A 23,885-nucleotide genomic window follows, 5' to 3' on the forward strand; every position below is an offset into this window, starting at 1 on the left:
TGCGCCGCCGAAAGTATCAACGCATCTTGACCTTCCAGGTCCAGCCGACCATTCTCCCGCGCCAGCCTATATGACTTTTCCAGCATGAGCAGTCGCTACAACGCCGCCGACATCGAAGTCCTCTCCGGCCTTGACCCGGTCAAGCGCCGTCCCGGCATGTACACCGACACCACGCGCCCGAACCATCTGGCGCAAGAGGTCATCGACAACTCGGTGGACGAAGCCCTGGCCGGCCACGCCAAGTCGATCGAGGTGATCGTTCACACCGACGGCTCGGTGGAAGTCTCCGACGACGGTCGCGGCATGCCGGTGGACATTCACCCGGACGAAGGCATCCCGGGTGTCGAGCTGATCCTGACCCGCCTGCATGCCGGCGGCAAATTCTCCGGCAAGAATTACAACTTCTCCGGCGGCCTGCACGGCGTGGGCGTGTCGGTGGTGAATGCGCTGTCGAGCAAGGTGGAGGTCACCATCCGCCGCGACGGCAACGAATACCGCATGGTTTTCGCCGACGGCGACCGCATCAGTCCGCTGGAAACCATCGGCACGGTGCCGAAGAAGAAAACCGGCACCACCGTGCGCTTCTGGGCTGATCCGAAATACTTCGATACGCCGAAAATCTCGCTCTCCAAGCTCAAGCACCTGTTGCGCGCCAAGGCCGTGCTTTGCGCCGGTCTCAACGTCAAGCTCACCGACGAGGCGACCGGTGAAGTCAGCGAGTGGTATTTCGAAGATGGGCTGCGCGATTATCTGCGCGGCGAACTCGACGGTGCCGAATGCCTGCCTGCCGACCTGTTCGTGCACCACGTCGCGCGCGACACGGAAGGCCTCGATGTCGCCCTCACCTGGCTGCCGGAAGGCGAGCTGGTGCAGGAAAGCTACGTCAACCTCATTCCCACCGTGCAGGGCGGTACGCACGTCAACGGCCTGCGCACCGGCCTCACCAATGCGGTGCGAGAGTTCTGCGACATCCGCAACCTGCTGCCGCGCGGCGTGAAACTGGCGCCGGAAGACGTGTGGGAACGCCTCGCTTTCGTGCTTTCAGCCAAGCTGCAAGACCCGCAGTTTGCCGGACAGACCAAAGAACGCTTGTCCTCGCGCAACGCCGCCGCCCTGGTGGAAGGCGTGGTGCACGATGCCTTCAGCTTGTGGTTGAACCAGCACGTGGATCTGGGCGAGCGCATCGCGCAATTGGCGATCGAGCGCGCCAGCGCGCGCCTGAAAGCCGCCAAGCAGGTCGTGCGCAAGAAGATCACCCAAGGCCCCGCCCTGCCCGGCAAGCTCGCCGACTGCACGGCTACCGACCTTACCCGCACCGAGCTGTTCCTGGTGGAGGGCGATTCGGCCGGCGGCAGCGCCAAGCAGGCGCGCGACAAGGAATTCCAGGCCATCCTGCCGTTGCGCGGCAAGATCCTGAACACCTGGGAAGTGGAATCCACTTCGGTGCTCGCATCGGAAGAAGTACACAATCTCGCCGTAGCGATCGGCTGCGATCCGGGCAAAGACGACTTGACCGGCCTGCGCTACGGCAAGGTCGTGATCCTGGCCGACGCCGATTCCGACGGCCTGCACATCGCCACTTTGCTTAGTGCGCTCTTCCTGCGCCACTTCCCTGCACTGGTGCGCGAAGGCCACATTTTCGTGGCAATGCCGCCGCTGTTCCGCGTCGACGTGGGCAAACAGGTGTTCTATTGCCTGGATGAAAACGAAAAGGCCGCCATGCTTCAACGCATTGAGCGTGAAAAGATCAAGGGCCAGGTCACCGTCACGCGCTTCAAGGGCCTGGGCGAAATGAACCCCTCCCAGTTGCGCGAATCCACCATTTATCCGGATACGCGCCGACTGGTGCAGCTGACGGTGGAAGACAGCGAAGGCACCGCCAAGCTGATGGACATGCTCCTGGCCAAGAAGCGCTCCAGCGACCGAAAGAGCTGGCTGGAAGAAAAAGGCGACCTCGCCACACTGGAAGTCTGACAGCCTTTGCCTTCAATGAAGACAAAAGCTGAGCCGCACCACTGACATACCATCCATGCACGCGCCGCCTCCGGGAGGCGCGTTTTCACATCCATGGATGGTATGGCTCGGCATGAAGAAACGCTCGCAGCCACTGCTCGCGCTGTCGATCATCGCGTGACGCCGCAACTTCCAATCGATCAACGGACTCGATGCCCAATAGGTCTACAACGCGACGCGCAACGTTGAAATTGCTTTGCGGCTGCTGATGCAACGCGCGGTCGCCCAAGGGCAACCACTGCCGGCATCCAATGCCATCGTCGCGCAAGATCAAAGTTTGAGTTTCGACCGATTGTTCGGTGTCATCACCGACGCCTCATAGGCGCCCCGCGCTTTCATTGACGTGCCGCCGGCGCTATCGTGGATGGCACCTCCTGCTTGCCGGACCCGCCACATGTCCCTGCTGCCGCCGTTCGACCTCAAGCGCTGGATTGAAGAACACCGGCACCTGCTCAAGCCGCCGGTCGGCAACAAGTGCATCGTCGACGGCGACTTCATCATCATGATCGTAGGCGGGCCCAATGCGCGCACCGACTATCATCACGACGAAGGTCCGGAATTTTTTTACCAGATCGAAGGCGAGATGGTGCTGAAAGTGCAGGACGATGGCGTCGCCAAGGACATCCCGATCCGCGCCGGCGAAATCTTCTACCTGCCGCCGCGCGTTCCGCACTCCCCGCAACGCATGCCCAACTCCGTCGGCATGGTTATCGAGCGCCGCCGCCTTCCTGACGAAAAGGATGGCCTGCTGTGGTTTTGCGAACAATGCAACCAGAAGCTTTACGAAGAATATTTCACCCTGCAAAGCATCGAAACGGACTTCCCCCCGGTTTTCGACCGCTTCTATGCCTCACGTGACAAGCGAACTTGCAGCGCTTGCGGCCACCTCAATCCTGCACCGGCGCGCTACGGTTAGCCGCGCGCCAACCATTTGCGCGCCATGCGGCGCAGCGATTCATCCGCTCCATCGTCGCCAGCAATGCTCCGGATCGACACCCACGCCAACTCCAGCGACTCTTCGCTGATGACGAAGGCATCGCCCTTGCCCGCCCGCACGACGTAACGCACATCGTAATGCCAATGCCCCGGCTCTCTCTTACGCTCCGGAATCCAGTGTCTGTCCACGTCGAAAATATCGGACTCAACCACCAGGCCGGCGAGGCCGGATTCTTCGCCCGCCTCGCGCAGCGCAACGGCCGCCAGGTCGCTATCGCCGTCCGCGTGCCCGCCCAATTGCAGCCAGCGGTTCAACTTGCGGTGATGGGTAAGCAGAACCCGTTCGCCATCGGCATCGACCAGCCAGGCGGATCCGGTGAAATGGCCGTCCTTCTGCTCGCGCTCAAAAGGACGCTCCGCCTCGCACAAAAAAGCGAGGCAGGCGACGACGTGGGGATCAGAACCACAACGGTCGGCGTAACGATGCAGCGAGTCGTGCAACTTCACAAAAGAACTCCTGGATACCTGCTTGAGCATCAGAAAAGCCGCGGGAAAGACGGCGGAAAAATTGAACAAATCTTTTAGATCACTGAAAACAAACCATCGCGAATGGACTAAGCCACAGTTTTAAGATTTATACGATAGATCGCATCCCAGGCGGTGATTAGTTTGAGTCGTGCGTGTCGGCTCTCCCTGATCGAGTCGACACCTTTTCCCTCGACTCGATTAAGGCGCGCTCCCATGACACGCTCTAACCGCAAATTCAGCGCACTGGCCTTGCTGCTGGCTCCCGCACTATGGTGCAGCCAGGCGATGGCGACCGATTCCACGGCCAATTTTACCGGACCACTGCTTACACCCAACCCCATGACCGTACCCCAGGGCACGCTCGTCGTGGAACCTTATTTGATGTACTACAAGAGCGATTCCGCCTACGACAGCCAGGGGAACGAGCAGACCTCCCAACCAGGCGTGCGCCAATGGCAAACACTGGTGCCGATGTTCTACGGCGTCACTGACCGCTTTCAGGTGCAGGCCACGTTCGGTGCGGCGCATGCGATGTCGGGCGGCGCCAGCACCGACGGCTGGGGCGTTACCGACACCACCCTCGGCGCTCAATATCTGCTGCTGTCGCCCGGTGCGGATCGCAAGGGCCCGGCAGTTTCGCTGAACTATTCGCACCGATTTCCGACCGGCACCTACGATCGCCTCAACGAGACCCCGCTCAATGCCATCGGCAGCGGTGCGAATGTCGACAAGTTCTCGCTGATGGCGCAGCAATACGTCTGGCTGCCGAACGGTCGCCCGTTGCGTTTCCGCGCGGTCGCCTCCTACAGCCTTCCGCCGGGCCGTGTCGACGTGAAGGGGGCCAGCGCCTATGGCACGCCGCAGGATTTCCGCGGCAATGTTCGACTGGGCAACGCGTTCGGCATCTCCACGTCCGTCGAATACAGCATCAACCCGCAATGGGTGCTTGCGATGGATCTGGCCTACGATCGCACTGGCGCTTCCCAACTCAAGGGGGTGCGGGAAAGCGGTGATGCGCCCGCCGCATTCGAAAAGCGCAGTCCGTCGCGCAACGTCTACAGCCTTGCACCTGCAGTCGAATACAACTTCAACGATCGCTTCGGCCTGATTGGCGGCGTGCAATTCAGTTTTGCCGGACGCAACAACGATGCTTTCGTGACGCCGATGGCCGCATTCAACATGGTGTTCTAAGCAAGCCGCCGGGGAAAAAGCCGGCTCCTGCAAGTGCCATCCGACTTCGTAAAAAGATGACTCCAAGACCCAAGACGGCCGGATCTTTCCTAGATCCGGCCGTTTGCCCGCAATGCAGCTTGTCCCCTCGCCCGCCGCTAGGCTATGGTTGGCTGATGCGTTAGCTCGTCGCGTCCACTTTGTCGCAACCTCGATGAGCGAAACGTCAGTTCTCACGGGGAGCACTCAATGCTATTCAAGCGCGTCAAGCCACTCGACCAGATTCTGGCCACAGCCGAAAAAAAGGCACTCACCCGACAGCTCGGCGCGTTCCAGCTCACCATGTTGGGTATCGGCGCCATCATCGGCACCGGCATTTTCGTACTCACCGCTGAAGCGGGACAGAAAGCCGGCCCAGGCATGATGATTTCCTTCGTCATCGCGGCCATCGTCTGCGCGCTGGCCGCGCTGGCCTACGCCGAGCTTGCGGCCATGGTTCCCGTAGCCGGCTCGGCATACACCTATACGTACGGTGTTCTCGGCGAGGGCATGGCCTGGGTGGTCGGTTGGGCGCTGGTATTGGAATACACGATTGCGGCCAGCACGGTTTGCGTGGGCTGGTCCGGCTATGTCAACGGCCTGCTTGCGCACGCTGGATACGGCCTGCCTGATTTTCTTCGCACTGGCCCGATGGACGGAGGCACCTTCAACCTCCTGGCCTTTCTGATCGGCATGGCCGTCACCTTCCTGTTGGTGATAGGCACCTCGAAATCAGCCAAGGTGAATACCGTACTGGTGATCATCAAAGTGCTCGCGTTGACGGCCTTTATTTTCGTGGCGTTCCCAGCCGTCAAGGATCCGAACTTCAAACCGTTCATGCCAACCGGATGGGGCAGCCCCATGGGAGGCATCGGCGTGCTTGGCGCCGCAGCATCCATATTCTTCGCTTACGTTGGTTTCGACGCGATATCCACCGCCGCCGAAGAGACCAAGAATCCCAATCGCAACATCCCGATCGGCTTGATCGCCTCTCTCGGCGTGTGCACCATCTACTACCTGCTGGTCAGCTACAGCGCCATCGGCTCGATCGGCAGCCAGCCCATGCTCGGCCCCAACGGCGTCGCGCTGCAACCCGGCACGCCGGAAATGGCCGCCGCATGCAAAGCATCCGAAGCACTCGTATGCAGCCGGGAAGCTTTGGCGCACGTACTGCGCGTACTCAACCACAACGAGCTGGGCAATCTGATCGGACTTGCTGCCGGTATCGCACTGCCTTCAGTCATTCTGACCATGACGTACGGTCAGACGCGCATCTTCTTCACCATGGCGCGCGATGGCCTGCTGCCCAGCGGATTGTCAAAAATCCATCCGCGCTTCCATACACCGCACGTGATTACGCTGATCACCGGTGTTTTCGTTTCCATTTTCGGCGCGCTGTATCCGGTGGGCCAGTTGGCCGACATCACGAACTCCGGCACCCTGTTCGCCTTCATGATGGTGGCCGTCGGCGTGATGGTGCTGCGCGTGACGCAACCGGACCGCAAGCGTCCGTTCCGCACGCCAGCCGTGTGGATCGTGTGCCCGCTGGCCGTACTGGGCTGCCTGCTGCTGTTCATCAATCTGCCGCCCGTGACGCTGAAAGTATTCTTCGGCTGGGGCGTCGTCGGCCTGGTCGTCTACTACCTATACGGTCACCGCAAGAGCCACCTGGCCAACGGCACCGAACCCGCCTGAGGTTGCGCGCCGCGCTGAACGAGTGAATCCTGTCCGGCACGGTGCCCACACCGTGCCGGCTTTATTTCAGGGAAACCTATGCTGAAGCAGTTATTCGCGGTCAAAACCGATTTTTCCGATAACGAAGACGGCGCACACGGCCCCAGTCTGCGGCGCACGCTTGGACCGTGGGGGATTACCGCGCTAGGCATCGGCGCGGTGATCGGCACGGGTATCTTCGTCGTCACGGGCCAGGCCGCCGCGGACCACGCCGGGCCCGCGGTATTGATCTCCTTCATTCTTGCGGCTATCTGCAGTGGCTTTACCGCGCTGTGCTACTCGGAATTCGCCACGCTGATTCCGATTTCCGGCAGCTCCTACTCTTACGCCTATGCAACGCTGGGTGAGTTGGTGGCCTGGTTCATCGGCTGGAACATGGTGCTGGAATACGGTATCTCCGCCTCTGCCGTGGCTGCCAGTTGGACCGGCTACTTCACCAGCCTGCTCGACCACGTGGGCATTCACCTGCCTGTCACCCTGACCGACGCCCCCTTTGCGTATACCAATGGCGCACTGGTCGCGACAGGACACCTGATCAACCTGCCCGCCGTCGCCATCGTGCTCGCGCTTACCTGGCTCTGCTATGTCGGCATCCGCGAATCAGCTGGCATCAACCTCATGATGGTGGCGCTGAAGGTCGGTCTGATCATAATTGTCGTCGTCGCCGGCTATCGCTATATCGATCCGGCCAACTGGCACCCGTTCATCCCTGCCGCACAGGGCAATCACAAATACGGCTGGGACGGCATCATGCGCGGTGCCGCCATGGTGTTTTTCGCCTACATAGGTTTTGAGGCCACTTCCACGGCTGCGCAGGAATGTAAAAACCCGCAGCGCGATCTTCCATTTGGCACCCTGGTGTCCCTGGTGATCTGCACGGTGCTCTATTTGGCCATGGCTGCCGTGCTGACCGGCCTGATCTCATACACACAGCTGGGCACTGACGAACCAGTGGTGACCGCCATCAAGGCGCATCCGGAGCTGGGTTGGCTGCGCCTGATCGTGGAGGTCGGCGCGCTGATCGGACTGTCTTCGGTGATCCTGGTGATGATCATCGCGCAGCCGCGCATCTTCATGATCATGTCTCGCGACGGCCTGTTGCCAAAGGTGTTCAACCGCATCCACCCCAAGCACCGCACCCCGCATCTGAACACCATCATCACCGGTGTCGGCATCGCGATACTCGCCGCGATCTTTCCGCTCGATTTGCTGGCCAACCTCACCTCCATGGGCACGCTGATCGCTTTCGTCGCCGTCTGCGCCGGCGTGCTGATCCTGCGTTACACCTCGCCGGAGCTGCCGCGCACCTTCCGCGTGCCGTGGGCGCCGGTGATCTGCACCTGCGGCGTACTGAGCTGCCTCGCCCTGCTATCCACCATGGACTGGTTCAACTGGGCCCTGATGGGGGCCTGGACCCTGATCGGCTTTGCGATTTATTTCACCTATGGAGTTCGGCATAGTCACCTGCGTCTTGCCAATCGCTCCGCAAAGCCATGATCTTCAGCGATCTCCGTCAAAAATCCGACAACGGCATCGAACAGTCAAAATCTTGCCGTAAACGGACTTTTAATGTTTCGAACGTAGCACATTGAGATTTCGCTTTAACTTATTGATTTTTATATAGATAAAATTTCACTCTCAGAAATTTCCCGTCGCGGTTCGCCCCACTTCGAACAACCGGAGTATTATCCATGGCCCGTGGGTTGATCACTTGGCAGTGGGCCCCGGATCGCGACCCGGCGCGTCAGGCGAGTCAGCTCCTCAGCCTGACGCGTCCGGGTAGCACTTTTCAGCAATACCCCTTCGTTTTCATCAAACGCCTGCAGATGCAGGCGTTTTTTTTGAACGCCGCACAGCAAAAGGCCGGCGCAAGGCCGGCCTCCGCAAAACGCGATACGGCGTGTCAAGCTTTCTTCGGCGTGTGCGAAATGCACCAGCCCTTCGAACTCACCGCTTTGCCTGGGAACAGTTGGCATGGGCCGAAACCCGTCGCGCCGCCGGAATAGAATTGGCAGTTGGAACACGCATCGCCGGCCTTGTGCTTGGGATCTTTGGTGGTCGATGCATCTTCGACGTAACCCAGCGCCTTGGCCGTGGGGTCGGCATCTGACAAATGCGGCAGATCGTCCGCACGCGCGACGCGCGGCAAGCCGCCAATCACCACCGCTGCGGCAGCGGTACCGGCCGCAAGTTTCAGAAAGCGACGGCGTGACTCGATATCTTCATGCCCAGACATAACCATCCTCATCGCGGGTGTCCGCCGCCGAATGCGACGAATTCCCCCGCATCCTACTCCGGCGGGACGGTCTCGGTCCTTTTCGCGAATTACTCGCATTTAACCGCATGCTATAGTTTCACATCGTTTGGACGTCCATTTACCATGAGCCAACAATTGCCCGCCAACATTCCCGCCGCCCTGTTCAACGAGCGTGCGGATGCCATTGCCGATGCAGCGCGCGAACTCGCGCAGCATGGCTGGACACCTGCCACCAGCAGCAATTTCTCCATGCGGGTGGATGCCGATCACGCGGCCATCACCATTTCCGGTCGCGACAAAGGCAAGCTCGGACGCGCCGACATCATGCTGGTGGACATGCAAGGCAAGGCCGTCGGCACGGCGTCGCGTCCCAGCGCCGAAACTGAACTGCACACCCAGGTTTATCGACGTTGGCCGGACGTGAACGCGGTGTTGCATACGCATTCACGGACGCAAAGCGTTGCTTCGCGCCTGTTTGCCAAAGACGGCGTCATCAAGCTCGAAGGCTGGGAACTGCAGAAGGCGATTCGCGGCCACACCACGCACGAAGACGTGCTCGACCTTCCGGTCTTCCCCAATACCCAGCACATGCCCGAACTGGTCGCCCAGGTCGATGCCTGGATCGATGGCGGCAAGCCGCTCCACGCCTACTTGATCAACGGCCACGGCATCTATACGTGGGGACGAGACATGGCCGAGGCGCGACGCCATCTGGAAGCGCTGGAATTCCTGCTCGCTTGCGAGCTTGACCTACGGAGACTGACCTCGTGAGCCGCCTGCGCATCTTCAACGCGGAACAACCGCAGACCCCGCCCTCGATTCACCAGGAGCATGCGGACATCGCGCGCGAACTGGCCAAGGTGGGCGTGCGATTCGAACAATGGGAAGCCAACCAGCCGTTGGCGCCCGGCGCCAGCCAGGAAGAGGTCATCGCCGCCTACCGCAGCGATATCGACCGCCTGATGCGCGAAGAAGGCTACCAGGCCGTCGACGTGATCAGCCTCAAGCCCGATCACCCCGATCGCGCCGCCCTGCGCCAGAAATTCCTCAGCGAACACACGCACAGCGAAGACGAAGTGCGCTTCTTCGTGGCCGGTGCGGGCCAGTTCACCCTGCACATCGGGGATGCGGTCTACGACGTGCTGTGCGAACAGGGCGACCTGATCGGCGTGCCCGACGGCACCCGCCACTGGTTCGACATGAGCGAGGCGCCCTACTTCGTTGCCATCCGCCTGTTCACCAACAAGGATGGATGGGTTGCCAACTTCACCGGCTCCGACATCGCCCAGCACTTCCCCCGCATGCAGCCCCTGGCCTTCACCGCCGCCTGATTGTCCCTCCCTGCTCCGCTCCGTCGACCACACCGGTGCGGAGCTTTTCACACATTTCAACGACTTGGGCGCTTGCGTGCGCCCGGGGTCAGGTTAAGCTTGGGAGCCCGATCTCCCCAGCACTCACATGACATCCATCCGCGCCATCGTCACCGATATCGAAGGGACCACCAGTTCGATCAGCTTCGTCAAGGACGTGCTGTTCCCCTATGCGCGCAAGCGCATGCCGGCCTACGTCGAGACTCACGCCGATCGTCCCGAGGTGCAGCACTGGCTGCATGAGGCCGCGAAAGAAGCGGGACTGATCGAAGCCAGCCGCCAGGAAGTGATCGAACTGCTCCTGCGCTGGATCGATGAGGACCGCAAATCCACGGCGCTGAAGGCCTTGCAGGGCATGATCTGGAAGGACGGCTACGAGGAGGGCGAATACCGCGCCCACGTATACCCGGAAGTCGCTGCACGCCTGCACAGCTGGCGCGGCGAGGGACTGCACTTGTACGTGTATTCCTCCGGGTCGGTACCCGCGCAAAAGCTTTTTTTCCGCTACAGCGAATCGGGCGACCTCACCCCGCTGTTTGCCGGCTATTTCGACACCGAGACAGGCCCCAAGCGCGAGACGGAGTCTTATCGCCTCATTGCCGAAGCCATCGGCGAACGCCCCGAGCACATCCTGTTCCTTTCCGATATCGCGGAAGAACTGGACGCCGCCAGCGCCGCGGGCTTCAAAACCGCCTGGTTGCTACGCCCGCCGCTTGACCTGCCGGCGCACCCCAAGCACCCGGCCCACGCCAGCTTCGACACTATCCAGCCCTGAGCCCAGCACGCATGCGCACCGTACTGACTGCCCTGCTCGCTTTCGCCGCCGGCGTGTTGCTCATGCTGCTGCTGGTCCGACACCCACGCCCGTCTGAACCCCAGCAAGCTCCCCCGAGCGTGGCATCCAGCAGCACATCCGCCCCGGCCAGCGCGAGCAGCAGCGACGGCGACGACGGCGACGATGGCGACAGCTGGCCCAACCAGGCCCCGTCGCCCGAGCAAGTCATCTACGCCCAGCCGGGAATGGTGCGCCAGGCCATTGCCCATCTGACGCCCCGCGAAGCCGGCAAGACCAATCTGTATCTGGTCACGTTTGCCGGCGATGGCGGCGAGGATGTGTTCCGCAACGAGGCCGAATACGCTGCGCAACTGTTCACCAAGCGGTTCGGACCGACGGCACACGCCGTGGTGCTGGAAAACAATCCCAGCACGCTGCAATCGCATCCGTTGGCCAACTGGAGCAACCTGGAGGACACCCTCGGCCAGTTGTCCGGCGTGATGAAGCCCGATGAGGACATCCTGGTACTTTACGTCACCTCGCACGGCGACGAAGACCACAACCTGCTGGTCGATATGGACCCTCTGCCGCTGGATCAGATCGGCGCATCCGATCTGGCCGGCATCCTGAAGAAGCGACCGTTCAAGTGGAAAGTGGTGGTGGTGAACGCGTGCTACTCCGGCGGATTCGTGCCGGACGTGAAAGGTCCCGGCACGCTGGTGCTGACCGCCGCGCGAGCCGATCGCAGCTCCTTCGGCTGCGGCAGCGACTCCGACATCACGTATTTCGGCAAAGCTTGGCTGGTTGATGCACTGAACAAGACCGACAACTTCGTCGATGCGTTCAAGCTCGCCAAGGACGACATTGCCGGCTGGGAAAACGACCAGAAGTTGACGCCTTCCGAACCGCAGATCGATATCGGCGAAGGCATTGCGCAGCAACTGGCAAGCTGGCGCAAGGAAGTGAAACCCGGTCCGGCCGTGCCGTTCACGCCTCCGCCGCCTTCCACCAACAGCGCGCCGGCCAGCTCACAATAAACGCGGGCTGGATCAGCCGTGCCGTTCGACCAACACACGCGCGACATCGGCAAGCCCGTAACCGCGCGCGCGCAGCAACACGGTCAGGTGAAAAATCAGGTCGGCGGCTTCACCGAGCAATTCCTCGTCACCCTGCGCCACGGCGGCGAGCGCCGTTTCGACGCCCTCCTCTCCTACCTTCTGCGCAATACGGCGCGTGCCGCCCTGGAACAGGCGTGTCGTATAACTCCCTTCGGGCAGCAACGCCTTGCGCTGCTCCACCAGCGCATCCAGCTCGGCCAGAAAGCCTAGCGGCGGCCGTACGTCGTCGCCAAAACAACTGCTGGTTCCCAGGTGGCAGGTCGGCCCCTGCGGGTTGGCCAGTATCAATACCGTATCCGAGTCGCAGTCCGCCCGGATCGATTTCACGTCCAGCACGTGGCCGGAGCTCTCGCCCTTCATCCACAAGCGCTGTTTGCTGCGGCTGTAGAACGTTACCTTGCCGATCGCTTCCGTTTGCGCCAGCGCCTCGGCATTGACGTAGCCGAGCATCAATACTTCGCCGGTCAGCCAGTGCTGCACGATTGCCGGCAGCAATCCACCGGACTTGCTCCAATCGAGTCGGCTGAGGTCGGTTCGGCTTGCCGTTGTATTTGCGTCAGTCACGGTTGTCACTCTCTTGCAGGCGAACCACCACGCCCTGCCGCTGCAGGTAACGTTTGAGCTCCGGCACCGCGATGGCACCACTGTGGAAAACGCTGGCTGCCAATGCACCATCCACCCGCGCACAGGTGAAAGCGTCGAGAAAATGCTCCATCGAACCGGCACCGCCCGAAGCAATCAAGGGAACAGTACATACCTTGCGCGCCTCGCCCAACTGCACCAGATCATAACCCTTGCGCACACCGTCACTGTCCATGCAATTGAGCACGATCTCACCGGCTCCGCGCCGCTGCGCCTCGACCATCCAATCGATCGTGCGGCGCGCCAGCGATCGCGTTTTGGAGGGGTCTCCGGTGTATTGGCGGACACGCCATTCGCCGTCGGCATCGCGCATCGAATCGATCCCCACGACCACGCACTGCACCCCGAATGCCGCAGCCAGCTCGTCGATCAGTTCCGGCCGCTCCAGCGCCGGCGAGTTCACCGAAATCTTGTCGGCGCCGGCATGCAGCACCTGCCGCGCCTCCTCGACCGAACGGATGCCGCCCGCCACGCAAAATGGAATATCGATGACCCTTGCTACGCGCTCTACCCACGTCCGGTCCACACTGCGCCCCTCGGGGCTGGCGGTGATGTCGTAGAACACCAGCTCGTCGGCCCCCTCATCGCGATAGCGCAAGGCCAGGTCGACGATCTCGCCCATCACGACGTGATCGCGAAAACGCACGCCTTTGACGACTTTGCCCTCGCGCACGTCCAGGCAGGGAATGATGCGGCGGCTCAACATGCCAGCGCCCCTTCAAGGGTAAAGCGGCCTTCGAGCAGGGCCCGGCCGAGAATCACGCCACGGGCACCCGCAGCACCGGCGGCACGAATGTCTTCAAGCGAACGCACTCCGCCCGACGCCTGCACCGCAAGCTGCGGCACGGTCTGCGCCAGATGCCGGTATAAGTCGAGGTTGAACCCCGCCAGCATGCCGTCGCGTTCGATATCGGTACACAAAAGATGGCGCGCACCGCGCTGGGCGTACCAGGGCGCAAGCTCGTCCAGCGTACGCGCCTCTTCTTCGATCCAGCCGGCGCTGGGCAAGGTCCAGCGCCCGTCGCGCAGGCGCGTATCGAGCGCAATCGTGAAGCGCTCGGCGCCATGAACCTTCAACCATCCTGCCACTTGTTCCGGTGCTCGGATCGCCACACTGCCCACCACCACGCGCACCACACCCACGTCGAACAGGCGCTGCACATCGTCTTCGGAACGCACGCCGCCGCCCGCCTGCACCTGCATGCCGGCCCTGGCCAATGCTTCGATAACGCCCAGGTTGGCCAGGTCGCCTGCCCTCGCACCGTCCAGATCCACCACGTGGAGCCAGCGTGCACCGGCACCGGCGTAGCGCGCAGCCAATTCGCGCGGATCGCTGGCGTAGCGGGTTTCCTGCGCGTAGTCACCCTGCTTCAGGCGCACCACCTGGCCGCCGCGCAGATCGATCGCCGGGATGATTTCTATCGTCATAGCTCGAGAAAATTCTTCAATAGCTTGGCCCCGACACTCGCCGAGCGCTCGGGGTGAAATTGCATGCCGTGAAAATTGTCCTTGGCGATGACGGCCGAAAAGCCGTCGCCGTAATCGCTGCTGGCCAGGGTGTAAGCACCAAGCGGCACAGCGTAGCTATGCACGAAATAGGCCCAATCGCCTTCCTGCAAACCTTTCAGCAAAGAGTGCTCCACCACGGGCGTCAAACGGTTCCAACCCATGTGCGGCACGCAGCGATCGGGGGCTTCCTCAAAACGGCGAACCTGCGCCGGAACCACGCCAAGGCACGCCGTGTCTCCTTCGGAGGAGTGCTCGCAAAGCAACTGCATGCCCAGGCATACGCCGAGTACCGGTTGCGTCAAGGAACGGATCACCTCGACCAGGCCCAACTCGCGCAGCCGCGCCATGCCCGGCGCGGCTGCGCCGACGCCGGGCAGGATCACCTTGTCGGCCTGACGAATTTGCGCAGCATCCGCGGTCAGCGCGGCATCCACACCCAAGCGCTGCAAGGCATAGCGCACAGAGCCGATATTGGTGCCACCGGCATCGACCAGCACCACGCTCATTACAAGGCTCCCTTCGTGCTCGGCAACTCATCGCCTTCGCGACGGATGGCCTGGCGCAATACGCGCGCCGTCACCTTGAAGCAGGCTTCCACCTCGTGATGGGCATTCTCGCCTTTGACAGCCAGGTGAAGGTTCGCGCCCAGGGTGTCGCACAGCGAGTGGAAGAAATGCGGCACCAGCTCGGTAGGCACGTCGCCTACGCGCTCGCGCGGGAAGTGTCCTTCAAAGACGAAGTAAGGGCGTCCGGACAAATCCAGTGCCGCGCTGGCCTGTGCCTCGTCCATCGGCAAGGTGAAACCGTAGCGAGCGATGCCGCGCTTGTCGCCCATGGCCTGACGCAAAGCCTGACCCAGCGCGAGAGCGCAATCCTCGATGGTGTGATGCTCGTCCACCTTGGTGTCGCCGTGACATTCCAGTTGCAGGGAAAAGCCGCCGTGCTTGCCGATCTGTTCCAGCATGTGGTCGAAAAAACCCAACCCGGTATGCACGACCGGCTCGGCTGCACGGTCCAGATCCACGCGAACCTTGATCCGGGTTTCCTTGGTGTTGCGCACCACTTCGGCAATACGCGGACGATCCAACAACTGATGAGCGATCTCATCCCAGCCGATACCCTGCGCTCCGACACGAAAGCCGCGCACGCCAATATTGGCGGCAAATTGCAGATCGGTCTCGCGATCGCCCACCATGGCCGAGGCGGCACGACTCCAACCGTCGTCAGCGAGATATTGGCGCATCATGCCAACACCCGGCTTGCGCGTGTCCAATCCGTCCTGCGGGAAACTGCGGTCGATCAGCACCTCGCGAAAACGAATGCCCTGCGAAGCGAAAATGCGCAATAGCAAATCGTGCGGACCATCGAAATGCTCCTGCGGGAAACGCTCCGAACCCAGGCCATCCTGGTTGGTGACCATCACCAGCTCGTAACCGGCTCCGACGATGCGCAGCAAGGCGGCGATCACGCCCGGAAGCAGGTCGAGCTTTTCATAGCTGTCGATCTGCTCGTCGGCCGGCTCGTGAATCAGGCAACCATCGCGATCGACAAAGAGAATCTTGCGGCTCATGGGTAAGGTTCCTTATGCCGATCCATCGGCAAGATCCCGGCCATCCATGGCCGGACTTTTCAAATTATGCCGATCCATCGGCAACACCCCGGCCATCCACGGCCGGACTTTTCAAAACGGACAGGACGCGGGCATTCTCGGCAGGCGTGCCAAGCGTTATCCGCAGCGCGTCGTGCAAGTTGGGATAGCGACGAATGTCGCGCACCACGATGCCCGCCTGCTGCAATTGCCGGTAAACCGATGCAGCATCGTCAAAACGCACGGCAAGGAAATTGGCAGCCGAAGGCAGCACCTCGCGCACACCGGGAACCTGCGCCAAGGCTTTGCTCATCAGCAGGCGCTGCGCGCGCACGATGCCGATCTTCTCGTTGGCCGACGCCTGCCCCGTCGGGGATAGTTCGACCAATGCTGCTGCCACGCAGGGCAAAGGCAGCGGATAAGGCGGCATGATGCGGCGAATGAGCTCAATCACTTCAGCATTGGCGAGCAGGCTACCGATGCGCGCACCGGCCAGTGCCCAGGCCTTGGACAGCGTGCGCAATACCGCAAGGTGTTCGTAACGGTCGATCAAATCGACCACGCTGCGCTGATCGGAAAACTCCACATAGGCCTCATCCACCACCAACAAGGCCCTGCCAGCCAGAGCCTGCGCGACACGCTCGATCTCGGCGCGCGGAATCGAGCGGCCGCTGGGATTATTGGGCGTGCACAGGAACACCAGCTTGACGGCCGGCGTTACCGCTGCCAGCAAGGCATCCACATCCAGGCTGAAATCCTCGGCCAGTGGCACCTCGATCACGGCCGCATTCTGTATGCGTGCGCACACCGAGTACATGCCGAACGTCGGCGGCTGAATCACGATGGCGTCTTCACCCGCCCGGCAGAACGCACGTATCAGCAGATCGATCATCTCGTCGCTGCCGCGGCCCACACACAACTGGTTGCGCCTTACGCCATACAGTGCAGCCAGGGTCTGCAACAAGGCCTCCGGCTGTGGGTCCGGGTAACGGTTGCAACCAAGTCCCTCGTCGCCATTCGGTGCCCACGGCGACTCGTTGGCATTGAGCATGATCTGGCCACCGCCGGCTTCGGTTCGAGCGGACGAATACGGCTGCATGCTGCGGATTTCCGGCCGGGCGAGATCGAGCACGCTCACGTCCGATCCTCCAGCGCTGCCAGGCGCAATGTTACCGCCCGCCGGTGCGCTTCAAGCTGCTCGGCGGCCGCCAGGGTAGCCGTACATGGCCCGATCGCACGCAAGCCCGCAGGGCTGAGTTCCTGCACCGTGATCTGTTTCTGATAGCTGGCCACCGATACTCCGCTGTAGCTGCGCGCATAACCGTAGGTCGGCAGTACGTGATTGCTGCCGCTGCAATAGTCCCCGACGGATTCGGGGGTCCAGGCGCCGACGAACACCGACCCCGCACTTTCGACGCCGTCGAGCAGATCGCGCGCGGCATCCACCTGCAGGATGAGATGCTCCGGCGCGTAGCGATTGCTGACTTCGACGGCCTGCGGCAACGAGTCGACTTCGATCAGCCGGCTCTGTGCCAGTGCCTGTTCTGCAATCGCGCCACGCGGCAACTCCGCACATTGCCGATCGACTTCGGCAGCAACTTTATCCAGCAACGCAGGCGATGGGCTGACCAGGATCACCTGTGAATCCGGCCCATGCTCGGCCTGCGACAGCAGATCGGCGGCGACGAAGGCGGCATTGGCTTGCGCATCGGCAATCACCAGCACCTCGGACGGGCCGGCCGGCATGTCGATGGCAGCACCGCCGGGATCGGCCGATACCTGCAGCTTTGCTTCGGTCACCCACGCGTTGCCCGGGCCGAACAGTTTGTCGCAGCGGGGCACGCTCCCGGTGCCATAGGCCATCGCGGCAATCGCCTGCGCGCCGCCCAGCTTGAACACGCGATGCACACCCACCACCCGCGCGGCAAACAGCACGGCTTCGTCGCAGGTGCCGTCGGCACGCGCGGGCGAGCACAGCACCACTTCACGACAGCCGGCGATGTGCGCCGGCACACCAAGCATCAAAGCCGTGGACGGCAACGGAGCGCTGCCGGCAGGTACGTAGAGTCCTACGCGCTGAATGGGCCGCAGCATGCGCTCAACGCGCACGCCTTCAGCCGTGTCCACGCCAACCGGCTGCGGCGCGGCGGCGCGGTGAAAAACCTCGATACGTGCGGCCGCTTCGCGGATGGCGGCCTTGAGCTCCGGCATGAGCCTGGCCTCGGCCTCGGCAAACTCTGCCTCGTCGACTTCAATGACTTGCAGGGTGCAGCGGTCGTAACGCGCGGACAATTCGCGCAATGCCGCATCGCCCTTGCTGCGCACCTGGGCAATGATTCGCTCGACACCTGCGCGCAACTCCTGTGCACGCGCCTGTGCAGGCCGTGCGAGCGCGGCATCGCGTTCGGTTTCACCAAGCGTGTTCCAATCGATTCGCTTCATTCCAGGCCACTCTTTACGCAAGCATTTTTTCGACCGGCAAGACGAACATTTCGCGCGCGCCGGCCTTCTTGATTTCTTCCAATTGACGCCAGCTCACTTCGCCCGCGCACAACGCCTGCAGCATCAGCTGATCGGGCTGCCCGGCGACCGGTAACAAGGTCGGTTGCGGACCGCCGGGCAACAAGCGGGTGACGGCGTCCAAAGAGGTGCGCGAGGTTTGCAGCAACAGCAGGCGCGATTCGCGCACCTGGATCACGCCGTCCAGGCGCTTGAGCAGCAGTTCGATCATGTCGCCGCGCTCATCGGTGGGCAGTGTGTCGGGACCGGCCAGCACCGCCTCGCTTTGCAGCAACACGTCGGTCTCGCGCAACTGGTTGGCCACCAACGTGCCGCCGCTCTGCACCAGGTCGCAGATGGCATCGGCCGTCCCCAGCTTGGGCGCGATTTCGACCGAGCCGGCCAAGGTCACCACGGCCGCATCCACCTCGTTGCGCCGCAGCCATTGACCAAGCAGCCCGGGATACGAAGTGGCGATACGCAAGCCGTCGAGATCCTTCGGCACGGTGTAATCCACGTCTTGCGGCACGGCAATCGACAGGCGGCATCGGCCGAACCCCAACGGACGCCATTCGGTGAGCGCAGCAGCGGCATCGCCGGCAACGCCTTTGAATTCGTCCAACACGTTGCGGCCGACGATGCCCAGATCGCACACGCCTTGCGCGATCAGCCCGGGGATGTCGTCGTCGCGGACCAGCAGCAAGTCCACCGGCTCGCCTTCGCCGAAACAGAACAGCTTGTCGCGGCTCTGGCGGAAAGTGAGGCCGCAGCGCTTGAGCACATCCAGCGCCGGCTCGGTCAGCCGTCCGGACTTCTGCATGGCGATACGCAGGCGATCGCGAGGTTTCATGCCTTGGTCCTTTTTGCAGCGGCGCGGTTGCGCGATGCGCGGGCAGCAGCCGCCAGATAGCCGCCATTGCCTTGATTCAGATAACGGGCGACGCGGCCGATGGTGGTGATGCTTACCGCAGTGCGCTCGTGGATCTCGCGGTAAGACACCCCTTCCAGCAGGTAGGGCACCACGCGCCAGCGATCCACCAGCACCTCCAACTCGGCCGGCGTGCACAGGTCGTTGAGAAAGGCGTCCATTTCCTCGGCGTTCTTCAGCGAGAGCAGCGCACGGCACAGGCTGGCCTTGGCGGACTCGTCGGGCATCTCTGGATCGATCGATCGGCGCTTCATAATGTACTAATGCGTTAATACAATGGATCGGATCATACGCGACGCTGACGCCCACGGCAAGCCCGTCCGCGCCCGTACAATGTCGATTTCACCGCCCAAGGAATCCGGCGCCCCATGAACTGCTCACCGCTCGTCCGCCAGCTTTGCCACCTGATGACGATCGCCGTAATTGCTTTTATCGGCGTCTGCACCGCCGCGCAGTTCTGGCGCAACGACTTGAACTGGATGGCGATTCCTTTGAGCACCTACCTGTTCGGCCCGGGCGGCGCCTACGTGCGCGGGGTCTATTACCTGATGGCTGCCGCCCTGTTCGGCTTTGCCTGGGCAAGTTTCGCCGCCACCGCCCCCACGCAAAGAACGGTACTGGGCTCGGCGCTATTCGCGGCCGCCGGTACGGCCCTGCCGGTGGTGGCGCTGACCGAGCTGTTCCACGGCACACGGTACGAAGAACTGGCTCGCATGACGCACAAAATCTGCGCCCCGGCCACGTTCCTGTGGCTGAGTTTCGGCATGCTGCTGCTGTGCGACCGCTGGCGGCGCGATGCTCGCCTGAAACATGGCAACCAGCCCGGCCTGCTGCTGGCCTGGGTGGCTACCTTGGTCTTGTGGTTTCAGGTGCTCGTGAAGGGATTGCCGAACGGCCTGATGGAAAAACTGGCGATCGTGCTGATTCTGCTGTGGCTGGGCTGGGCCGCGCGCCATCTCCGCGTGGCCGGCCGCCGCATTCCATAGGACGGATTGCCCCGGACTCGATCCGGGGCAACCTCGCGCGTCATCCGGCAAATGCGCGCTTTTGCACCAGCTCGCACATGGTGTGCACTTCGCCGTCCATCGCACGGTCGCGATGCATGAAGCCGATTTTCTCGCGCAGCGCCGCATGCGCCTTGCGCACGGCCTCGCCCGCGTGGAAATCGCCCACCCCGGCCAACGCCGCGGTGAGCTGCTTCACCTCTTCCACGAACTGGGCGTAATGCGGACTGTCTTCGCGCGGCGCATTGGCCACCTTGGAAGCGAGCGCCTGCCAGTTGCCGCGCGCAGCCAGGCGACGGGCGGCATTGAGCATTTCCTGGCGATAATCCAGGGCCTGCGCAGCGGTGTACAACTCCAGCGCCAGCACGTGGCTGAGATCCTCGACCATCTCCAGCACGTGGCGCGCCTCGTTGGCGCCCATCGAGACGTGATCTTCCGCATTCGCACTGGTCGGCACGGAATACACGCTGGCCGGATGCGCGCGAGTAGCCAGGTCATTGACCAGCGCTGCTGCGGTGTACTGCACGATCATGAAGCCGGAATCGGTACCGTCTTCGTTGCCCGTCAGAAACGCCGGCAGGCCATCGTTGGTGGCCGGATCGACCAGCTTGTTGAGACGACGCTCGGAAATCGAAGCCAGCACCGGAATGGCCGCCTTCACATAGCTCATGGCCAGCGCCAGCGGCATGCCGTGGAAGTGGCCGGCGGAAATCACCTGCTCCTCGATGTGCTCAGCCTCGGCGTTATCGGGGAAGATCAGCGGATTGTCGGTGACGGCATTCAGCTCGACGTCGATCACGCGGCAAGCCTGCGCCCACGCATCGCGTACTGCGCCATGCACCTGCGGCATGCAGCGCAGGCAATAGGCGTCCTGCGGCTGATGCTTCTTGCCGCCCTTGAACGGCAGGAAGCGGTTGTAGAACGCCTCGCGCCCGTGGCGCTGGTTGGCGGGCACCCAGTCCCAGCTGATATCGAAACTCAGCGCCTGGTCTTCCGGCGTGCTCCACGCCTCGGCGCTCCACTGCTTGAAGCGCGGCACCAGGTGATAGGGAATATCGACCAGCGTGGAGCTGCTCAACAGCTCGCGCACGTGACCGGCTACCTGCACCTGCCCGGGATGCGGACGCAGCGCGTGCACTTCCGGACGCAGCGCGCCGCTACGGCCGGCGAACGCATCCAGGGTCATCGAGGCAGCCAGGTCGGCCGTGTCGAGCAGGTATCCCAGCGTATCGAGCGCCAGCACTGCCGTGGCCAGCATCTGCGCCGTGCCGTTGTTGAGCGCCAGGCCCTCCTTGAAGGAAAGCCGGATCGGCTGCAGGCCGGCGCGCTTCAGCGCTTCGGCGCCAGGCAGGCGCTCGCCCTGGTAGAACGCTTCGCCGCCGCCAAGCAGCACGATGGCCAGGTGCGACAACGGCGCGAGGTCGCCACTGGCGCCCACCGAACCCTTCTCCGGCACCACCGGAATCACGTCGTTATTGAGCAGCGCCGTCAGCGCTTCCAGGGTGGCGATGCGAATGCCCGAATGGCCGCGCATGAGCGTATTGATGCGGATCACCAACATCGCGCGCACCACTTCCGCGGAGAACGGCTTGCCTACGCACACCGCGTGGGTGGTGATCAGGTTGTGCTGCAGCTCTTCCAGCAGCGTGCCTTCCGGCTTGTGCGGATTGCCGCCCGGCAGTTCGTCACGCAAGCGGTAGGCGCCGAGCAATTTGTCCGCGTTGCTGCCGAAGCCGGTGGTGACGCCGTAGGTCGGCTCGCCGCAGCTTACCTTGTCGGCCAGAAAATCCGCCGCGCGCTGCACGCGCTTGAGCTGCTCGGGATCGAGGCGAACACCGTAACCCTGGCGTGCCACCGCAACGAGTTGTTGACGGCTGAGGCTGTTGCCATCCAGCAGAATCGAATTGGCAGTCATGCGTACTCCGTGCCCTTGAGGGCATTCTGGTTGCTAATCACGTTGCCGGTGGGGACGGCGACGCGTGCCACGAAAACCGGTGACGCAGTCGCTCCGGCGCACGCCGGAGCCCGTTGTCGATGCGTTGCATCCCTGCTCTCACCCGCCAAACAGGCGGATGAGGTTATTCGAAATCCTGAATGCCGTGCATGGCGCTCAGGTGCTGATTTCAGCCTGCGCCAGTTCGACGCGAAGCGTTTTGATCAACTCGCTACGCGACACTTCAAACTGATCCTCGCGGCGCAGATCCTTCACCGTCACCACGCCCTTGGCGAGCTCGTCTTCGCCCAGCACGATCACGAAGCGAATGCCGGCGCGATCGGCGTACTTGAACTGCTTGCCCAGCTTGCCGCCGTCCAGCACCACCTCGGTAGCGATACCCGCTGCGCGCAGCTCGCCGGCCAGGGCCAGGTAGGCAGGCAGTTGCGCCGCGTCCATCTGGGTGATCAGCACATCGACGGTGCTGCGTGCCGTGCCGACCAGCCCAGCATCGCGCAGCTGCCAGTAGAGGCGGGTAAGACCGATGGAGATACCTACGCCCGGCAGATGCGACTTGGTGTATTGGCCGGCCAGGTTCTCGTAACGGCCGCCGGAGCAGATCGAGCCGATCTGCGGATGGTCGTTCAGCGTGGTCTCGTAGACGGTGCCGGTGTAGTAATCCAGGCCGCGGGCGATCGACAGGTTCAGCACGTAATGGCTTTCCGGCACGCCATAGGCATGGATCAGGCCAAGCACCTCTTTCAGTTCCACCCGACCCTGCTCCATCGACTCCGGGCCAGGGCCCAGCGCATCGAGCTTGTCGTAGGCATCCTGCAAGGAGGTGGAGCGCACCTGCACGACGTCGAGCACCTTCTGTGCGGCCTCTTTCGTCATGCCGATGGCGTCGCCGGTCAGCGTTTCGCGCACGTAATCGGCACCGCGCTTGTCCAGCTTGTCCACCTCACGCAGCACCAGGGTCTGCAACTCCGGGTCGGTCACGCCCAGGCTCTCGAAATAGCCGCGCATCAACTTGCGGTTATTCAGCTGGATGGTGAATGCGCCGATGTTCAGCTCGCGGAACACGCTGTAGATCACCGCTGGCAGCTCGGCGTCGTAGCGGATGGACAGATTGTCCTTGCCGATCACGTCGATGTCGCACTGGTAGAACTCGCGAAAACGGCCGCGCTGGGCGCGCTCGCCGCGATACACGCGCTGCATCTGGTAGCGGCGGAAGGGAAAGCTGAGGTCGTGCTCGTGCTCGGCCACGTAGCGGGCCAGCGGCACGGTGAGATCGAAGCGCAAGGCCAGCTCGGGCTTCTCGCCCTGCTCCAGCGCGCCGGTCGACTGCACGAAATACACCTGGCGCTCCGTCTCGCCACCGGTCTTGGTCAGCAGCACGTCCGAATATTCCATCACCGGCGTCTCCACCGGCAGGAAACCGAAGCGCTCGTAATTGCGACGGATCACGTCGAGCATGCGCTGGAAAGCGATCTGATCGAGCGGCAGCAGCTCGAGCACGCCGGGCATGGTGCGGGCCTGGGTAAGCGCCATGGAATCCTCTTGAGCGAATGGAAAAAAGCCGTGTCTCGGCAGCCGCATAGCGTAACAGATGGGCCGGTGCGGCCCGCCGGGCCGGCAGGTACGATTTCCCACCAAATCCGGCGAGCGAACCTGTTGCCAAGCCCATCAAGCCCCGTTAAGATACGCGGCTCCCACGGGGTGTAGCTCAGCCTGGTAGAGCGCTACGTTCGGGACGTAGAAGTCGCATGTTCGAATCATGTCTCCCCGACCAAACTCAAAGAGTTACGAAACAGGCCTGCCGTCAAAAGCGGGCCTTTTTCG

The 23,885-nt window shown here is 62.5% G+C and carries 23 protein-coding genes and 1 tRNA gene; 11 read left to right on the forward strand and 13 right to left on the reverse strand.

The window, feature by feature from the left end:
• Nucleotides 1-84 precede the first annotated feature (84 nt).
• A complete protein-coding gene (parE, locus tag ISS99_RS17675; protein WP_204632939.1) occupies nucleotides 85-1,974 on the forward strand; it encodes a DNA topoisomerase IV subunit B in 1,890 nt (629 codons plus the stop codon).
• Nucleotides 1,975-2,407: 433 nt separating this feature from the next.
• Nucleotides 2,408-2,929: a 3-hydroxyanthranilate 3,4-dioxygenase gene (locus ISS99_RS17680; protein ID WP_204632940.1), complete on the forward strand. Its 522-nt coding sequence runs from the start codon at nucleotides 2,408-2,410 to the stop codon at nucleotides 2,927-2,929.
• Here ISS99_RS17680 and ISS99_RS17685 read toward each other — a convergent pair.
• Complete coding sequence (locus ISS99_RS17685) at nucleotides 2,926-3,486, reverse strand: NUDIX hydrolase (RefSeq protein WP_204633959.1); 561 nt, start codon at nucleotides 3,484-3,486, stop codon at nucleotides 2,926-2,928. The two genes, ISS99_RS17680 and ISS99_RS17685, sit on opposite strands and share 4 nt — an antisense overlap.
• Before the next feature lie 204 nt (nucleotides 3,487-3,690).
• Between ISS99_RS17685 and ISS99_RS17690 the strand changes: the two genes are divergently transcribed.
• The 3 genes from ISS99_RS17690 (at nucleotide 3,691) to ISS99_RS17700 (ending at nucleotide 7,917) form a co-directional block, all read left to right on the forward strand.
• Entirely contained in the window at nucleotides 3,691-4,668 is a 978-nt protein-coding gene (locus tag ISS99_RS17690; protein WP_204632941.1) for a transporter, read from the forward strand.
• Between the two features lie 228 nt (nucleotides 4,669-4,896).
• A complete protein-coding gene (locus ISS99_RS17695; RefSeq protein WP_204632942.1) occupies nucleotides 4,897-6,381 on the forward strand; it encodes an amino acid permease in 1,485 nt (494 codons plus the stop codon).
• A gap of 78 nt (nucleotides 6,382-6,459) precedes the next feature.
• Nucleotides 6,460-7,917, forward strand: coding sequence for an amino acid permease (locus ISS99_RS17700; protein ID WP_204632943.1), 1,458 nt, complete (start codon nucleotides 6,460-6,462; stop codon nucleotides 7,915-7,917).
• Between the two features lie 406 nt (nucleotides 7,918-8,323).
• On the opposite strand, the gene ISS99_RS17705 is transcribed toward ISS99_RS17700, so the two are convergent.
• Nucleotides 8,324-8,656 (reverse strand): high-potential iron-sulfur protein, encoded by a 333-nt coding sequence (locus ISS99_RS17705; RefSeq protein ID WP_204632944.1) that lies wholly within the window; start codon nucleotides 8,654-8,656, stop codon nucleotides 8,324-8,326.
• A 144-nt stretch (nucleotides 8,657-8,800) separates the two neighbouring features.
• Here ISS99_RS17705 and ISS99_RS17710 point away from each other — a divergent pair, with 144 nt between their 5' ends.
• The 4 genes from ISS99_RS17710 to ISS99_RS17725 all read left to right on the forward strand — a co-directional run bounded on the left by ISS99_RS17710 (nucleotide 8,801) and on the right by ISS99_RS17725 (nucleotide 11,859).
• A complete protein-coding gene (locus ISS99_RS17710; protein WP_204632945.1) occupies nucleotides 8,801-9,448 on the forward strand; it encodes a methylthioribulose 1-phosphate dehydratase in 648 nt (215 codons plus the stop codon).
• A complete protein-coding gene (locus tag ISS99_RS17715) occupies nucleotides 9,445-10,008 on the forward strand; it encodes a 1,2-dihydroxy-3-keto-5-methylthiopentene dioxygenase (RefSeq protein ID WP_204632946.1) in 564 nt (187 codons plus the stop codon). The genes ISS99_RS17710 and ISS99_RS17715 overlap by 4 nt, the downstream gene beginning before the upstream one ends.
• Nucleotides 10,009-10,135: 127 nt before the next feature.
• Nucleotides 10,136-10,822 carry an acireductone synthase gene (gene mtnC, locus ISS99_RS17720; protein ID WP_204632947.1) on the forward strand — a complete coding sequence of 229 codons (687 nt, stop codon included), beginning with the start codon at nucleotides 10,136-10,138 and terminating at the stop codon, nucleotides 10,820-10,822.
• 11 nt (nucleotides 10,823-10,833) lie between these two features.
• Nucleotides 10,834-11,859 carry a C13 family peptidase gene (locus ISS99_RS17725; RefSeq protein WP_204632948.1) on the forward strand — a complete coding sequence of 342 codons (1,026 nt, stop codon included), beginning with the start codon at nucleotides 10,834-10,836 and terminating at the stop codon, nucleotides 11,857-11,859.
• A 12-nt stretch (nucleotides 11,860-11,871) separates the two neighbouring features.
• Here ISS99_RS17725 and hisIE read toward each other — a convergent pair whose 3' ends face one another.
• From hisIE to ISS99_RS17770, 9 genes are all read right to left on the reverse strand, one after another.
• Nucleotides 11,872-12,504, reverse strand: a complete 633-nt coding sequence (gene hisIE / locus ISS99_RS17730) for a bifunctional phosphoribosyl-AMP cyclohydrolase/phosphoribosyl-ATP diphosphatase HisIE (protein WP_284343784.1) — start codon at nucleotides 12,502-12,504, stop codon at nucleotides 11,872-11,874.
• Complete coding sequence (gene hisF, locus ISS99_RS17735) at nucleotides 12,497-13,288, reverse strand: imidazole glycerol phosphate synthase subunit HisF (protein WP_204632949.1); 792 nt, start codon at nucleotides 13,286-13,288, stop codon at nucleotides 12,497-12,499. The genes hisIE and hisF overlap by 8 nt, the downstream gene beginning before the upstream one ends.
• The gene (gene hisA, locus ISS99_RS17740; protein ID WP_204632950.1) at nucleotides 13,282-14,010 is read right to left on the reverse strand and encodes a 1-(5-phosphoribosyl)-5-[(5-phosphoribosylamino)methylideneamino]imidazole-4-carboxamide isomerase; all 729 of its coding nucleotides are present in this window, start codon (nucleotides 14,008-14,010) and stop codon (nucleotides 13,282-13,284) included. Before hisA ends, hisF begins: the two co-directional genes overlap by 7 nt.
• Complete coding sequence (gene hisH, locus ISS99_RS17745; RefSeq protein WP_204632951.1) at nucleotides 14,007-14,597, reverse strand: imidazole glycerol phosphate synthase subunit HisH; 591 nt, start codon at nucleotides 14,595-14,597, stop codon at nucleotides 14,007-14,009. Before hisH ends, hisA begins: the two co-directional genes overlap by 4 nt.
• The gene (gene hisB, locus ISS99_RS17750; RefSeq protein ID WP_204632952.1) at nucleotides 14,597-15,661 is read right to left on the reverse strand and encodes a bifunctional histidinol-phosphatase/imidazoleglycerol-phosphate dehydratase HisB; all 1,065 of its coding nucleotides are present in this window, start codon (nucleotides 15,659-15,661) and stop codon (nucleotides 14,597-14,599) included. Before hisB ends, hisH begins: the two co-directional genes overlap by 1 nt.
• Nucleotides 15,662-15,725: 64 nt before the next feature.
• Nucleotides 15,726-16,817 carry a histidinol-phosphate transaminase gene (gene hisC, locus ISS99_RS17755; RefSeq protein WP_204632953.1) on the reverse strand — a complete coding sequence of 364 codons (1,092 nt, stop codon included), beginning with the start codon at nucleotides 16,815-16,817 and terminating at the stop codon, nucleotides 15,726-15,728.
• Complete coding sequence (gene hisD / locus ISS99_RS17760) at nucleotides 16,814-18,121, reverse strand: histidinol dehydrogenase (protein WP_204632954.1); 1,308 nt, start codon at nucleotides 18,119-18,121, stop codon at nucleotides 16,814-16,816. The genes hisC and hisD overlap by 4 nt, the downstream gene beginning before the upstream one ends.
• Before the next feature lie 13 nt (nucleotides 18,122-18,134).
• The gene (hisG, locus tag ISS99_RS17765; protein ID WP_204632955.1) at nucleotides 18,135-19,028 is read right to left on the reverse strand and encodes an ATP phosphoribosyltransferase; all 894 of its coding nucleotides are present in this window, start codon (nucleotides 19,026-19,028) and stop codon (nucleotides 18,135-18,137) included.
• A complete protein-coding gene (locus ISS99_RS17770; protein WP_204632956.1) occupies nucleotides 19,025-19,360 on the reverse strand; it encodes a YerC/YecD family TrpR-related protein in 336 nt (111 codons plus the stop codon). The genes hisG and ISS99_RS17770 overlap by 4 nt, the downstream gene beginning before the upstream one ends.
• Before the next feature lie 114 nt (nucleotides 19,361-19,474).
• On the opposite strand from ISS99_RS17770, the gene ISS99_RS17775 reads away from it, so the two are divergent.
• On the forward strand, nucleotides 19,475-20,092 hold the full coding sequence (locus ISS99_RS17775) for a DUF998 domain-containing protein (RefSeq protein ID WP_204632957.1): 618 nt from the start codon (nucleotides 19,475-19,477) through the stop codon (nucleotides 20,090-20,092).
• Between the two features lie 40 nt (nucleotides 20,093-20,132).
• Here the strand turns inward: ISS99_RS17775 and ISS99_RS17780 are convergent, their stop codons facing one another.
• Complete coding sequence (locus ISS99_RS17780; RefSeq protein ID WP_204632958.1) at nucleotides 20,133-22,025, reverse strand: HAL/PAL/TAL family ammonia-lyase; 1,893 nt, start codon at nucleotides 22,023-22,025, stop codon at nucleotides 20,133-20,135.
• A gap of 195 nt (nucleotides 22,026-22,220) precedes the next feature.
• Nucleotides 22,221-23,594 carry a histidine--tRNA ligase gene (hisS, locus tag ISS99_RS17785; protein WP_204632959.1) on the reverse strand — a complete coding sequence of 458 codons (1,374 nt, stop codon included), beginning with the start codon at nucleotides 23,592-23,594 and terminating at the stop codon, nucleotides 22,221-22,223.
• A 164-nt stretch (nucleotides 23,595-23,758) separates the two neighbouring features.
• Between hisS and ISS99_RS17790 the strand changes: the two genes are divergently transcribed.
• Nucleotides 23,759-23,835: transfer RNA gene (locus tag ISS99_RS17790), tRNA-Pro, on the forward strand.
• The last annotated feature ends 50 nt before the right edge of the window (nucleotides 23,836-23,885 follow it).

The organism is Dyella mobilis (assembly GCF_016904945.1).
Taxonomy (GTDB): domain Bacteria; phylum Pseudomonadota; class Gammaproteobacteria; order Xanthomonadales; family Rhodanobacteraceae; genus Dyella_B; species Dyella_B mobilis.